Origin of the sequence: Candidatus Uabimicrobium helgolandensis (assembly GCF_041508025.1) — a bacterium.
In the GTDB taxonomy this organism is placed as follows: Bacteria; Planctomycetota; Uabimicrobiia; order Uabimicrobiales; family Uabimicrobiaceae; genus Uabimicrobium; species Uabimicrobium helgolandensis.
The window spans coordinates 474,914-490,072 of sequence record NZ_CP165719.1 but is presented as its reverse complement, the minus strand read 5'-3'; the positions used below and the strand labels follow the sequence as shown (position 1 = coordinate 490,072).

The 15,159-nt window shown below is 34.2% G+C and carries 12 protein-coding genes and 1 pseudogene; 7 read left to right on the top strand and 6 right to left on the bottom strand.

All coding sequences use genetic code 11. From position 1 onward, the window contains the following. Nucleotide 1 precedes the first annotated feature (1 nt). The 3 genes from UABHE_RS01705 (at nucleotide 2) to UABHE_RS01695 (ending at nucleotide 3,353) form a co-directional block, all read left to right on the top strand. Nucleotides 2-1,216, top strand: coding sequence for a hypothetical protein (locus UABHE_RS01705; protein ID WP_372368435.1), 1,215 nt, complete (start codon nucleotides 2-4; stop codon nucleotides 1,214-1,216). Nucleotides 1,217-1,228: 12 nt separating this feature from the next. Then, on the top strand, nucleotides 1,229-2,443 hold the full coding sequence (locus UABHE_RS01700) for a leucine-rich repeat domain-containing protein (RefSeq protein WP_372368434.1): 1,215 nt from the start codon (nucleotides 1,229-1,231) through the stop codon (nucleotides 2,441-2,443). Nucleotides 2,444-2,531: 88 nt separating this feature from the next. Continuing rightward, nucleotides 2,532-3,353, top strand: coding sequence for a hypothetical protein (locus UABHE_RS01695; RefSeq protein WP_372368433.1), 822 nt, complete (start codon nucleotides 2,532-2,534; stop codon nucleotides 3,351-3,353). A 46-nt stretch (nucleotides 3,354-3,399) separates the two neighbouring features. Here UABHE_RS01695 and UABHE_RS01690 read toward each other — a convergent pair. Beyond that, a pseudogene (locus UABHE_RS01690) lies at nucleotides 3,400-3,612 on the bottom strand (hypothetical protein); the annotation flags it as partial. Nucleotides 3,613-3,624: 12 nt separating this feature from the next. Next, nucleotides 3,625-4,332, bottom strand: coding sequence for a hypothetical protein (locus UABHE_RS01685; RefSeq protein ID WP_372368432.1), 708 nt, complete (start codon nucleotides 4,330-4,332; stop codon nucleotides 3,625-3,627). A gap of 199 nt (nucleotides 4,333-4,531) precedes the next feature. Here UABHE_RS01685 and UABHE_RS01680 point away from each other — a divergent pair, with 199 nt between their 5' ends. Genes UABHE_RS01680 through UABHE_RS01665 form a run of 4 tightly spaced genes read left to right on the top strand, consistent with a single transcriptional unit; the run spans nucleotide 4,532 to nucleotide 8,923 of the window. Then, on the top strand, nucleotides 4,532-5,557 hold the full coding sequence (locus tag UABHE_RS01680) for a TrkA family potassium uptake protein (RefSeq protein ID WP_372368431.1): 1,026 nt from the start codon (nucleotides 4,532-4,534) through the stop codon (nucleotides 5,555-5,557). Nucleotides 5,558-5,567: 10 nt separating this feature from the next. Next, nucleotides 5,568-6,131, top strand: coding sequence for an LON peptidase substrate-binding domain-containing protein (locus UABHE_RS01675; protein ID WP_372368430.1), 564 nt, complete (start codon nucleotides 5,568-5,570; stop codon nucleotides 6,129-6,131). Next, a complete protein-coding gene (locus UABHE_RS01670) occupies nucleotides 6,128-7,699 on the top strand; it encodes a sulfatase-like hydrolase/transferase (RefSeq protein WP_372368429.1) in 1,572 nt (523 codons plus the stop codon). Before UABHE_RS01675 ends, UABHE_RS01670 begins: the two co-directional genes overlap by 4 nt. Nucleotides 7,700-7,702: 3 nt before the next feature. Beyond that, nucleotides 7,703-8,923: a glycosyltransferase family 4 protein gene (locus tag UABHE_RS01665; RefSeq protein WP_372368428.1), complete on the top strand. Its 1,221-nt coding sequence runs from the start codon at nucleotides 7,703-7,705 to the stop codon at nucleotides 8,921-8,923. A gap of 96 nt (nucleotides 8,924-9,019) precedes the next feature. On the opposite strand, the gene UABHE_RS01660 is transcribed toward UABHE_RS01665, so the two are convergent. The 4 genes from UABHE_RS01660 to UABHE_RS01645 form a co-directional block, all read right to left on the bottom strand. Beyond that, nucleotides 9,020-9,736, bottom strand: coding sequence for a hypothetical protein (locus tag UABHE_RS01660; RefSeq protein WP_372368427.1), 717 nt, complete (start codon nucleotides 9,734-9,736; stop codon nucleotides 9,020-9,022). A gap of 6 nt (nucleotides 9,737-9,742) precedes the next feature. Next, nucleotides 9,743-10,456: a 16S rRNA (uracil(1498)-N(3))-methyltransferase gene (locus tag UABHE_RS01655; RefSeq protein ID WP_372368426.1), complete on the bottom strand. Its 714-nt coding sequence runs from the start codon at nucleotides 10,454-10,456 to the stop codon at nucleotides 9,743-9,745. Between the two features lie 2 nt (nucleotides 10,457-10,458). After that, nucleotides 10,459-12,006 (bottom strand): hypothetical protein, encoded by a 1,548-nt coding sequence (locus UABHE_RS01650; protein ID WP_372368425.1) that lies wholly within the window; start codon nucleotides 12,004-12,006, stop codon nucleotides 10,459-10,461. 179 nt (nucleotides 12,007-12,185) lie between these two features. Continuing rightward, nucleotides 12,186-15,116: a tetratricopeptide repeat protein gene (locus UABHE_RS01645; protein WP_372368424.1), complete on the bottom strand. Its 2,931-nt coding sequence runs from the start codon at nucleotides 15,114-15,116 to the stop codon at nucleotides 12,186-12,188. Nucleotides 15,117-15,159: the final 43 nt, after the last annotated feature.

The following is a 15,159-nucleotide window of genomic DNA, read 5'->3' as shown; positions in this document are numbered from 1 at the left end:
AATGAATCGACAAATTTTTCGTATTCCACTATGCTGTTTATTTATAATAGTAAGTAGTTGTTCGTGGAATACGTCACTCAAAGACATTAAGCTCTTGCAAGAAAGCTCTTCCGATAAAATACGAAGTACCATACAAAAAAACGACCAAATTATAAGCAAATATTTTGGTCGTAAAAAAATTACCCCAAAATTGCGTAAAGCTATCCATAGTAATGTTCGCCTTTACAGTGCCTTAGCCATGTCTCCTAGCTTTGATTTCGAACAAATTCGTCTATCTAATTCAGGAGAGACATCTTTTTTTAATCCTACTTTTGGCTATGTCTACATTTACAAAGATGATTTGCGCTATTTTAACATCCACGGTGTATTAATTCACGAAACGGTTGGACACCCAATTGACCCAGATGTGTATCCTATTAAACGCTTTTTTAATACCATTCGCATTTTCAATCCCGTGCCTCTCATCCTACTAGAATTACGAGCAATTGCATCAGTTCCAATGGTATGGAAAAACTTACATAATCATATAAAAAGACCATACAAACCGTGGAATATACTTCATCCTGTCGCAGGAAGTCTTGATTGTAAGGATGTCTTCGAGTGGTTTTATAAAGATAAACGAACCAATTGGAAAAATGTAAAAAATTTAAAAGAGCTAAATCAACTAGTAAAAAAATTCCCAACAGACAGCCTACCTCATTTACTAGCTCGTATTTACCTTTTGATCTTAAGTGTTGAGTTATCAGAGCAAGAACTATGGAAATACGTTCAACACAACAACATTACAAAGGTAGAAAAAAGGGTTGAGCGCATTATAAAAGAGCAAGAGAATATAGCTTCTGCTTTGCAGAAGGGACTTTACAAAAAATATCGAAATTATTTAAACTTAACAAAGCTAAACACAATAACCATCACCCAACTATTATCAAAATCCACGCCATATGCCAAAAAACAAAAGCTAAAAATCTATAGCAAAAATATAGGGACTAAAGGCATTATTTGGTACGACCATTTTCCTTTTGGTATAAGTCATAATGATCACATAACTTGGATATTCTCAGACATTGATTCATTTGAAGATCAAGGTGCAGACGGCCCAAACCATGAAAATGTTTTAGATAACATAGATTGTGCCGCTGAACATTATGATGAAATATGGGAAAAGTGCGCATTGTTGAGTGAATTTTTTATGCGCTACAGTGAGTCAAAGTACTAGAAATTGAATTCAATGAAAAAAATAAAAAATACAATCGCCAAAGTTATATTGATTACCTTTGTTGTTATCTCCTTGATTCTGACTTGTATAGTAGGTCTATTTTTGAAGGTAAAAGCAGAAATTGTCGACGCTTTGCCACACCACAAATACAGAAACGTGACTTTAGGATTTTCCTTAGATCATATTATGACTTTTTATATCCATATGGAATCTTCTGTTAAATCAACTGTGTGTATGTGGGATTTTGCTTTGTGGGAAACAAGATATCAATTTTACAACAGGGATATGGTATATCTCAACAGTTTACCACATATTCGCAAACTAGACTGTTCTGATAAATTGAAAAATGTAAATGATGAAGGTTTAGAACAGTTACAGCTAGATAATTTGATTGAATTACATCTATACAATAAGCAAATTTTAACCTGTAAATTTATGTTAGGGCTACCAAAGCTAAAGAAACTTTACTTAAATGGTTTACAAGTAAAAAGTGGTAATTGGCAATACTTGTTGGCTCTCAAAAATTTAACATCTCTTAACCTTGCAGGAACAAATATATCAAATAAAGATTTAAAGCACTTATCCTGTTTATCGAACATACAATTTATTAGTTTCCAATGTACAAAAATATCAGACGCAGGCTTAAAATATTTGTCTCATTTGACCAATCTTTGTACTTTCGATCTTTCATTTACAAAAATATCAAACAAAGGGTTACAATATTTATCTAACCTAAACAAACTTAATGTTATTGATCTTTCATATACAAAAATATCAGACGCAGGCTTAAAATATTTGTCTCATTTGACCAATACCCAATATCTAAATCTTTCACATACGAATGTTTCTGATAAAGGTCTGAAATTTCTATCTCGAATGAATCAACTTCGCGAAATTCATTTGGCGTTCACTAACATACAGGGAAAAACATTAGGTAATATCAAAACAGTAGAAATACTTAGTCTAAAAAGCTGCGAACTATCCAATGCAAAATTTATCGGTTTACAAAAACTCCGTAAACTTTGTTTGACAGGCTACCAAATGAAAGTTAGTCAAAATATGATATCTGAGTTATCAAAAATAAAGACTCTAGAAGAACTCTATATTCGCTCCAGTCTCTCTAGAAAACATCATTTAGACAAAGCACTTCCTTCTATAAAAGTGCTAGATCAACTTTTTCGAGGTGATATGGAGTTTCTGCACATGATAGAGTTTTTCCCTTACTAAAACAACTTATTTACTACCATTTTCGATATTTTCTTATACAATAACGCAAGGCATCCTAAACACATTTTTTATACAGGGGAGTTAATTTATGAAATACATTATTTTTTTTCTTATACTTACTAGTTGCATTTATTGCGACAGTCTTCAATTAAATAGTGCAACAAAAGATAATGGTAACATTGCCATTGAAGTAAAATTGCCAGAGAGTTTAGATGGCAAAGTGTGGGATACTTATATGTACTACACTATAGATAACAATCGCTATTATATTACCTTAAACGGTAATTCTACTGAGCGCCAAGTTCTTGGCATGCTTCCTCAACAAATCGAACTTTCTGCTCAAAATTGGGCATCCAAAACTTTGCGCGTTACTGTTGAAATTTACAAATCAAATAGCAATGATCTTTTAGCTACATCCCAATGTGAATCAGCTATTCTTTCGAGAAAAAATATCGCAAATGAAAATCCGCAAATTCAATTTGTGCAAAAATTCAGTGATGAAAAAAGCCGTTGGTATACCAACTACAAGCAGTTCGATTCAAAGTGGAAATATGACAAGATGGGACAGTACGGTGGTACAACAATAGGTAAAGATGGTTGTGCGATGAGTTCTGCGGCAAATATAATCAATTGGACTCCACGCGATCTAAACAGCAGACTTAAAGGTAACGGTGGGTACCAAAACAATCTTATTATATGGACAAAAGTACCTTATTTATCTTATGCAGGCAAGAAGTCTTTGTCTAGCTCTTTGTTTTCGAGCTACCATGTAATTGCATATGTGGGAGGCCACTTTGTGCTACTAACAGGCGCTAAATCTGGTGGGTATGGATCTCATGATCCGGGAAAAAGTTCAAATCCTGTGTACTCTCCTGGGCAAATATATTCTACACGTTGCTACAGTAAATAATTTCGATCTTAACTTACTCCGTGATAACACGGAGTAAACTAAAATCTTACTTTGCAAACATTCTACCATATTTTTGTAATAGAGATTGATTGCCTTTATCAACAATTTTTCCACTACTATCAGTAATAACAAAATATGGAATTCCTCTTAAAGAAAATTGCTTGGCAACAGGAGATTTCCACGTTTCAATATTTACTTTACGAAGTGCAACAACACTACTATTTTTCTTCACCATGGCCTCAACCTGAGGCTCTAATCGTCGGCAAGCGCCTCACCAAGGGGCACCAAATTTAAAAATGGTGTACTTTCCAGGAAAAGAATTCGCTTTCACGTCCAATTCTCCTGAACCAAGAGAAGCAATATTTGCTATTTTTGAACGAGCTTTTTCTTCTTTAATTCTCTCTTTTTTAGCCTTAGCTTCTGCAAGAGCTTGTTCTTTTCTTCTCTTCTTTTCTTCTTTTGCTGCTAATAATTCTCCTTGGTCTTCGTCAAGACCGCTTTCCACACTACTTAAATATTCCTTTGATTTACTGTGCTTTGCCTTTACTGCACGATCAAGGTAAGCTTTTGCGTTCTTTTTCTTGCCTTCATGTAAAGAAATAAGCCCTAAGCAGTGTAAAACTTCTCCATCTTGCTCTTTACTTGGTATTATCTTACTTAGATAAGAGGCTTTGATTTCTTTGTACTTTATAGTATGTGATTTTCCTTTGTAGTCAACTATTGTAAATTTAGTCTTTCCTACTTTTATCACATCTCCGCGAAACAATTTACCGCGAAAAACTCCGATGCTTACTTTTTCTTTTTGCCGGCGCATTTTTTTTAATGTCGGCTTTATCTTTTGGTATACATGCTGGCGTTCTTTCGAAGAAATATCTGTTGGCCACTCTGTTTTCTCATCAGCGAAAGAAAAAGAGGTTAGAACAAATATCGCACATAAAACCATAAGATGAGCGCGACAAAGCATAATTTTACTTGTCATATTTTATCCTTAGATTTATCACTAATACAAAACTTGAGTTATATCTTGTAGATTATAATTTACATCATTATTTTAGGCTTTTTTCGCGAAATAGACAAATTTTTTTTTAGGATATCCTTGCACAAATAGATTTTTAGCATAATATATCAAGATGAACATGGCATAACTACAACAAAATCTATAGAGAATTTAGTAAAAAATGATAGGAAAACAGTTTCGCCTCCGGCAATCAGTTAACCATGAAAAAAGACTTTTCTTTGTCTCTTTATTGCTTATACTCGTTATTATTGGAGGAACTTTTGGATACAGCTACATTGAAGGTTGGAATACGCTAGATTCTTTTTATATGACGCTAATTACCGTAACCACGATCGGCTACGGAGAAATTCATTCGCTATCAGCATATGGAAGAATGTTTACCTCCGTTGTTATTGTAACTGGCGTAGGAGTGATGGGTTATTTTTTAGGTACCTTTACTCAATACATAGTAGAGGGAGAAATTCGCAAAACTTTCGGACTCAGAAAAATGAAAAAAGATATAAAAAATCTCAATAATCACTATATTGTTTGTGGTTACGGTAAAGTTGGACGTCAAGTTTGTGAAGAATTGAGACACAGAGGTATTGAAACGATTGTAATTGAATCAGATAGGACTATGGCTGACCACGCTCTTCACGATGGCTTCTACGCGATTCACGACGATGCTGCTGCAGACGATGCGATGAACAAAGCCAAAATACAAAACGCAAAAGGCTTAGTAGGGGCAGTGGGGTCTGATGCTGATAATGTGTTTATAACTCTTACCGCTAAAGAACTCAACCCTAATATTTTTGTTGTGGTTCGCGCTGAATCTCCGTCTTCACAAAAAAAACTTAGACGCGCTGGAGCAAATCGCGTTATTTCTCCTGACTTAATTGGAGGAAAAAAAATGGCTCTTGCAGCAATTCGTCCAAATATTGTCGAGTTTATGGACATCATAACTCCAGACGAAAAAACCAATTTTACTATTGAAGAAATCATCGTTGAAAGCGGTTCATCAATCGCTGGTTTAACGATAAAAGAATCAAAAGTAAGACAAACTGCTGGAGTTATTATAATTGGAATCAAGAAAAACGGTGACTTTATTTTTAATCCTCTAGCAGAAGATCGCATTATTGGCGGAGACATATTAATTGTTGTTGGCAATGAAAAACAGCTAGACACAATGTATAGAATTTGCAGTTAGGTTAGTATTTATGAATACAACGATAGACCTTTTTCCACTAAACTCTGTGTTATTTCCTTACCAAGTAATACCAATACAAGTTTTTGAAACGCGCTATTTGAATATGATTTCTAAGTGCTTTGATAATTCAAAACCTTTTGGTATATGCTTAATTAACGATGGAACAGAGGTTGGTCCACCTGCTATTCCTCATAAAACAGGAACTTCCGCACAAATTATCTCTTTGCGCTCTTTAGAAAATAATAAAATATTTATTTTTGCGCGAGGCCAGCGAAGGTTCTATATAAAGAAACTCTTACAAGAACAGCCACATATTCGCGTAGAAATTGAATGGATCGATACAGAAAATCCTTATTTTCCAGGAGATTACGAACGTTTAAAGTTATGTGTTAAAAGCCTATTGACAGAGCTTCCGCAACAAAGCTTTAAAATACCTCAAAATGAAAATCAAATATTTGGATTAGTAAGTGCGTTGTTATCAGGTATTCCTCAAGAAAAACAAATGCTTCTAGAACTTGATATAGATGAAATTATACCTAAAATGACAAACATATTAGAGCGAGCTTTATTATGAAAAAATATTTATTTTTTTTAGCTGCATTTTTCTTTATCAATCTCATCGTCAATATTGCAAACATTTGGGAAGATACTAGCATTTTATCTGGAATTTATTTAGCTCCAGAGTTTATTGTTATTTTGCTTACTCTTACAATAACCGATAAAATATTTCCCCACAAAAATACTTTTTTATATTTTTTTGCTAGTACAATCATCATTTTTATTTCATTGTCTAAAATTAGTTTTTACGCAGTACCTAAATTTTTCCACAGATCTTTTAATTTTTACATCGACTTTGCTTATATTCCCAATCTCCTTCACTTTGTTTATAACTCTATTCCACTTTGGAAATTTACTATTGTTTCTATTGCAGCACTATGCTTAATAGGGCTTTTTTATTGGCTACTTTATATAAGTTTTCGAACATGCACAACGCAAACAACAAACTACTGCAAAGAAGCCTACATCATATTCTTAATATTATTTATCACGCACTTATGTGGCCTACACCTTTTTCACCCAAGTTGTGCAAAAGAAATAAAAAAACAAATCACATTCATTTATCAAAAAAAACATTACCAACAACAATATCAATTTCTACTTCAAGATGCTGTAAACAAATCGACAAATGCATCTTACAATCTGCAAAAACTCCACAAGAATAATGTGCTATTGTTCATAGTAGAATCATACGGAGAAACAATTTTTAGCAAGAGTAGACATTTCAAACTAATACAACCGCAATTAAACAGTTTTCAAGCAATACTTGATAAACACAAATACAATGTATGTTCAAATTTTATTATTTCTCCTACTTTTGGAGGAAATTCATGGTTAGCTCATGGAGCTTTGTCTTGTGGAGTAAAAACATTTAATCAAATTATTTTCGATATGCTTTTAGATTCTGATGTAGCAACTATGGCACGTTATTTTAATAGAGTAGGTTATCGAACAATTTCGGTAATGCCTGGAACAACGAAGCCGTGGCCTGCGGGTAAATTTTTTGGTTTTGACAAAAAGTATTACTCTTGGAATCTCAACTACCAAGGACCAAAGTATGGATGGTGTACAATGACAGACCAATACGTCATTGATTATATTCATCGCCAAGAAATCAATAATGCCAAAAAACCTCTTTTTGTCGAGTATGTTCTTATTTCAAGTCACGCTCCTTTTCACATACAACCACCTTACATTGAAAACTGGAATGATCTCCAAGATGGTTCAATATACAATAACAAACCTAAAATCACTTATCCTATTGTCTGGCCTAACCTCTCAAATGCCACAGAGGGATATGTACGCTCTATAAGTTACGTACTTAAATCTATAGAGGATTATTTGGTGCAAAAAATCAACGATGACAGTCTCATAATTATATTAGGCGACCACCAACCTCATGGAACAATAACTGGTAAAAAACCATCTTGGGCTGTACCTATTCATATAATAAGCCGTAACCCAAAACTACTAGAACCTTTCTACAAACAAGGTTATAAAAAAGGGCTTATTCCCTTAAAGAATCCACCATACAAAGGTATGGAAAATTTCCTATACCCTTTTCTACAAAATTTTAGTGAATAAAAAATGAAGAAGCCAAGCATTGTTGTTTCTAATCCTATTAGATTACACTCCCATCACCAAGTTTACGCACTACAACAAAAAGATTTTTTGCAGAAATTCATTTGTTCTTCTTGGCATAAACCCCAGCAATTCCCGTATACTCATTTCAAATACCTTCCGTCCTTTTTGTTTAACAAAGCCGAAGCATTTTGTAAAAAACGTTGTCATGAGAAAATAGACCCTCATTTTGTAGAACAACATCCATTAAGAGAAGTATCTCGGGTTTTAATAAATCAACTTAGTAACAATCGTTTTAACAAGCATCTTGTCGATTGGCAACAATACACACACGACAAAATAGTTGCTAAAAGAATGAAAAAACTTCGTCCTAATATTCTTATTGGTTATGAAATTTCCTGCGCGAAATCTTTCTATGTTGCTAAAAAAATGGGAATAACAACGATTCTTGATCTAGCAAATGTTCATTATAAATACTGTACACCTCTTGAAGAAATTTTTGACGGCAACGATTTTAACACTACTCTCACACAACGCATAAATCAAAGAAAACAAATAGAATATGATCATAGCGACTATATATTTTGTATTTCAACTCTAGCTTATCAATCACTCATTAATAATGGAATTCCAAAAGAAAAAATACATTTAATTAACTTAGGCGCTGATCTATCTATTTTTCACCCTAAAAAATACAAAAAGTCAAAAACATTTTCGTTGTTGTTTGTAGGCTCTGTTATCAAAAGAAAAGGCATTCATTTATTACTACAAGCATTAAGTGAATTACAATTGCCAAATATAGATTTCACAATAATAGGAGCAAGTGATCATAATAATATACTGCGCTCATATGATCGCAGTTTGTACACCCATATTCCTTTTCTATCTCATAAAGATCTTGTAAAATACTATCAAAAAGCAGACCTCTTTGTCTTGCCTTCGTATCTTGATAGTTGGGGAATGGTGGTCACAGAGGCAATGGCATGTGGTACGCCAGTACTTATCAGTGATAATGTGGGAAGCAAGGATTTGGTAATAGAAGGGCAAAATGGCTTTATTGTACCAAGTGGGGATTTACAAGCATTAAAAAAACAAATACTGTATTGTTACCATAACAAAGAAAAACTATTTTCTCTTGGGCAAAATGCATATCACAGCGTTCAAGATTTCACCTGGGAGAAGTATGCATGTAATCTTTCGCAAACAATTGAAGCAATTATTTCTTAAATTGCAATTGGAAGTAAAGAAAACATTATTTGGCTTCATTAGGGCCTGTTACAAAAATTTATCGGCTCTTAGCTTGAATGATGATCTAGAATTTTATTATAAAAATCGTTGATAAACTTGCTCAGCTCTGGAAAGTAGTTCAGGAAAATCACTGAGTTCCTCATAAACTTCTTTTTTATAAGAATTTCTTTTACGTGAAGGGCTCAGGTGAAATCCACTATTATCAAATATATGTTGAACATTATCCGAAATATGTTCAAAAACAGTAAAACTAGTAGAAAACCTACTATTGATCTCGCGAATTACAGAGCTAAAATCAGTTGTTACTTGCTCAAATTTTCCCAAAACAAATCTATCTCTATATGGATAAATCAAAGAGTAAAACTGAATATATGCTTTAAGATACAAAGAGAGAGGTATTTTACGAAGAGATTTGTCACCATCGTTGATTTCAAGAGACAGACTTTTGTGCGATACAACAGCATCACTAGGTTTGCGAATAAGAACAAGTGTTGGTACCTTATAACGGCAAGCCATCACTATTTGCGAAGAAGTGTGGACATGAGTAGCAATACTATAATTTTTTTTTTGAGCTGATTTGAAAGCAGCAAGTGCAAAACTATTTGCCGAGCGTGGGTAACCATCAATAACTATCTCAGTCAAATTAGTAACAACATCTTGATAAGCCTCTTTGTCATTACGACGATGAAATTTAAGTGCATTTGTATACAAAAAAGGAAAACGGTCTAGCGACATTTTACAACGGAAGGCCAAAGTATATAAAGTTAAATTATTATGAAATTTTTCTAACATGTATACCTACGAAAAATAAAAGTGAACATTTGCAATAATAGCCGCCGTAGCAGTTTCTGCCCTTAAAATTTGTTTTCCCAGAGAAAAAAACTTTATATTTTGTTGTCGGGCTTTCTCTACTTCTTTCTCGCTAAATCCTCCCTCTGGACCAATCACAACAACAAGTGGTTTATCTAAAGCTAACTCTTTAAGTACGCTATGCATAGAAGGTATATTTGGCGCAGTGTGAGCAATGAGTATTTGCGAATTTTTTTGCTCTAAAACATTCGTAAATGTCTGAGTTTCTTGTACATTGAGTAAATATGGTCTTTCACTTTGCTTCGCTGCTGCTAATAGAACTTTAGACCATCTTTCTTTTCGACCAGCAGTATTAATACCAGCAGCAACATAATCGCAAGTCATAGGAGTAAGAGTTTGCAAACCTAACTCCATAGAAGTTTGTAATATCAAATCCCATTTTTTACTTTTCACAAGTGCTTGTACTAAATTAAGCTGCACAGGAAAAGTATTTTCGTACACATATTCGGAAACAATTTCGACATTTACTTTTCTTTTTGACAGCGAAACGATCAAAGCATTGTAGCACTTTGCATTCTTATCAAAAAGCTTTATCTCTTCACCAATTTGTGCGCGCCGCGCATTTATAATGTGATTTGCTTCGCTTCCGTCAATAGTTAACAAACCATCTGCAGGCTGTTTTTCAATGAAAAAATGCGACATGGTTATTTCGCAAAATAACTATTTTTGAGAAATGTATTTTGATAATAATTATGATCTTTCTTACCTTGCCAAAAAGAAATTTGTCCTAGATGTACTTTGGCCATCTCATACCAAAAGCCCTTGCTATATTTATCAATATACGCTAAAAAAGCACTTTTAGACTGCTCAAACTCACCAATATTTTTTAAAGACCATGCACGATAATACACCAAGAATTCTTCTGGATTTTCAATTTTGTCAACTGATTCTTCAACGTATTTTTTTTCTTTCAAAAGAGAGTGCAAAACCATTTGTCTAGTTGGAATATCGATAGGCATTTTTTTCTGCCACTTTTCAATCAACTTTTCATCTTTATTGTGATTGTATTTTCCCCATACTTCAATGCATTTACTATATATTTGCACACTCAACTTCTCGCTGTCAGTAATAAGAAGCGTAGGGTTTGACAAAGCAAACTCCATCCCTAAGCCTTTGTAAACGGTACTAGCGTTTTCATTAATATCATAGTAAAACACAGGAGAATCAATGTGATACAACTTATAAAGATTTTCAATTGTAGACATTCGCGGCACAATACTACGTGGAGGAAAAACTAGTAAAATTTTACCTGAACGAAGAGCATCTATATGCTTTAAGCCTTTTGGCAAAGTAAATTTAAAATTACCATTATCAACAACAAAATTTTGATCTAAAAAATCAACAAATATCCAATCGCTATCTACTTTTACAACGGGAAAAAGCGACTTATCTTTTTGTACAAGATAACAAGGAAGACCTAACTGTCTGCATAAAAAAACAAAACATACATTGATCTCCTCTAGCGTACCATAACCCCGAAGAATACTCCAAGCGGTGCTTGCAGGTGCATTAAATTTACTTTCAGAAGAAATGATTTTTAAATTATGAAGGCACCACACCAAAAGAGAATGAATATCTAAAATGCGCTTATCTTTCTCCTCTGCCAAATATTTTGGACGAGGAATATTCTGCTCTTGAGTTATATTTTTAATAATATCATAAAACAAAAATTGTCGGTATACAGTGCCGATATCATAAAGTTTTTGAAAATTTTTATATAGAATGTCCTTTCGAGACATTCCTTTGTCAACTACCCATGCGAGAATATCTTTATGAATACCTTTAGTCAACATACGCATTTTTGATTGGTTTAATGCTTCGGTGAACAAAGATAAGCCATAAAAAATATTTTTAGAGGACAGCTTATAACTATTTAGATAAGCAATCCCCAAAGCCACTTTTGCATCTACAGATGGATAATCTTTGTCTTTAGCAACAAGAGACAACGTATTTACAGCTTTTTGATAGTCTTTAATTTTTATTTCATCTATACCTTGGTGAAGAATAAATGAAACCGTTTTTTGTAACTCTTTATAAAGAATATCTTTTGTTGGCTTATTTGTAATTGCTTGTTTGTAGAGTAAAAATGCTTTATGGTATTTTTTAGCTGTTACTGACTCTTTTGCTTTTTGTTCCAGTGCATCGGAACAACCAACTAACAACAAGAATACTAAACATAGAACAGTGCGCATGGAATCTCCCAAGTAATATATTTTCTTAAAACTTTGTTTATCGTGTAACAAGCTCTTTTGTGCTGGAATTTTATTCATCAGCCAAATGTTTTGGACATGTAAATGTCTATTTCTGCAAGCGACGTAATGACAATAATGAATAAAATTTCGGACAAGTAAAATGGTATTATTTTAAGTGCCTAAGAACGACATTTTTCCGTATTCCACATTTTAATTGTATTGTCGCGGCAAGCACCTATCACTAAATTTTTATCATCTAGTACTATAAATTTATTTACAACATTGTTTTCGTTAAATTTTGCAATTTTTGTCCCAGTAGAAATGCACCAAACATTTACTTCACCCTTTAACGATGAAGAAAGTATATACTCATCATTATGAATAAGAGCCAATTTAGCAGTAATAGAGTTTTGCCCTCTAATGATTTTCAAGCATTCACCTGAATTCAAATCCCAAACGCGAATTGTATTATCTTTTGTTGCAGCAATGACCTTCGTTTCGTCTTTAGTCAAAATCATATCTGTAAGAGCTGTGTTTGTAGAAATGGATTTTTCTTCTGTGCCTTCTGCAAAATTCCAAACTTTAATTGTATTATCACTACTTCCAGAAATAATTTTGCGGCCATCTTGTATCAAATATAAAAACTCAATCCAACCTTCATGCCCTTTTAAAGTATTTGTACAACGCCACCCCAACACATTCCAAATGCGAATATCACCATCTAAACTAGAAGAAATGGCTTTATTACCATCAGGTGTAGGTATAAAATGATTAACCCAATCCTCATGGCCTTCCAAAGTAGAAAGTAACTTACCGTTTTGATAATCCCAAATTTTAATAGTTCGATCACGACTTGTTGAGAATAAGAAACGATGGCTTGGAGAAGTTGAGACATGAAGAACAGGCATCGTGTGACCTTCTAATATATACTCACATTGTCCTGAATCAAAATTCCACGCACGCACATTCCAATCATCACTACAAGAGAACAATCTTGTTCCATCAGGACTTAAAGTCAAAAAGCGAATCCAATCATCATGCCCTTCCAAAATCCGTAAACATTCTTTACTCTCTATATCCCAAACTCTAATAGTTTTATCTTTGCTCGTTGAAATAAGTGTTGAAGTATTTGCAACAATCTGTATATCGGTAACCTCGCCTTTATGACCTTCGAAAACATCTGTTGGCAAACTATTTACTATTTCTTCCACAGCAGATAATTCGTTAGCAGACTCCATTTCTTCTGCTTCATCAACAGGCACAGCATCAAAAAATTCTTCATCGTCTTCTTCAAATTCTTCAGGAATTGCCGATAACTCTTGAGGTTGATTTATTTCTTCTTGTAATCGTTCAATATCTTCTTTTGCTTTTTCTAAATCAGGATCTAGTTCAAGCGCTTTGCGATAACTTGACATAGCTTCTTGAAATCTATTCATTCGATAAAGAATAGATCCACGATTTGCCATGCGGAGTGCAGTTGTTTCAAGGGCTAAAATAATATCATGTAAATAAAGTGCCTGACCCCAATTTTCTTCTTCCATTTGCTCTTGACGTTCTTCACGCAAACGATCCATTTCGTTTTCTTTGAGTCTTTCCAAATCGCTTGTGGCTCTTTCCAATTCAGGATCAAGTTCTAGAGCTTTACGATAGCAAAGAATAGCTTCGTTTACTTTACCTAAACGATAAAGCATAGAGCCTTTATTTGTGTAACGTAATGCATTTGGTTCTAAATCGATAATTTCATTTTGGTATTCTAAAGCCTTTTCCCAATTATTGAGCTCGATTTGTTCTTGACGCTGTGATTTTAAACTCTCAAGTTTTTCTTCGATCTCTTTTTCAGTTGGTTCATCAACAAGAGGTGTAATAAGCTCTTCTTGTGCAGCACGTTTCTTTTGTAGCTCTTTTTCCATACGCACAATGTCTTTTTTGGCATTATCAAGAGACGGATCCATTTCTAAAGCTTTTTTATGAGCATCAATGGCCTCCTGTAATCTTTTCATACGATATAACATTGCACCCCGATTAACGTAACGCAATGCCGTTGGTTCTAGCTCAATTATTCTATCGTGCATTGCGAGAGCTTGCTCCCAATTTTTTTCTTTGATAAAAACCTGACGTTCATCTCGGTACTGCGTTATCTGACGCGCAAGCTCTTCTTGGGAACCATCCTCTTGTTCCGAACCGGCAAGGAGCGATTCTTCTTCAAGAAGCCCTTCTAAATGTGTTACTGCTTCTTTTGCTTGTTCGAGAGAACTATCGAGACCAAGAGCTGTTTGATAACTTGCAATTGCTTCTCGATGTTTACCTAAACGATATAGTAAAGCCCCGCGATTAGCATGACGAAGTGCAGTAGGTTCTAACGCTAAAACTTGATCATGAATAGAAAGCGCTTCCTCCCACAATCCTTGCTCTACTTTTTCTTGTCGTTGTTTTCTAAGAAGCTCTATTTTTTCGTATATTTCTTTTTCATCTTGCTTACCACCGCGAAGCAGTCCTTCTTCTTCCATCTGTGCTTCTAGTCTTTCAAGATCTCTTTTAGCTGGTTCCATAGTTGGATCTAGCTCTAAAGCTTTACGATAACTTTCAGAAGCCTTAGAAAAATGCCCAAGTCTGTAGAGTATTGAACCTTTATTAGCATAGCGCAAAGCCGTTGGCTCTATCTCTAAAATTTGATCATGCTTTGCTAAAGCACCTTCCCAATCCTCATTCTGTAAACATGCTTGTCTGTCATCGCGCAATTGATTGAGTTTTTCCTGCTGTGACTCAGGAATATTCGCATTTTGGTCAGGAAGTGGTAAATTAGTTTCTTTTTGTTCTGGTTGTTGTTCCTGTTGCTGCTGTTGTTCTTCTAATTGCCCTTCTAATCTCTCAAGATCTGCCTTGGCACGCCTTAAGCTAGGATCTAAATCTAAGGCTTCGCGATATGCTGCAATAGCTTCCTCTATTCGTCCTAATCTATAAAGAATGGAACCTCTATTCGCATAACGTAGGGGCGATGGGCTTAATTCTAAAATTCTATCATGTATCTGAAGAGCACCTTCCCAATCTTCTTCATTAAATTTTTGTTGCCGTTCATCGCGTAAACGTTTTAGATCTTGTTCTAAACTCATAAATTTCTCCTTGAGCTATTTTATCCTAGCTTTATTTGTGACT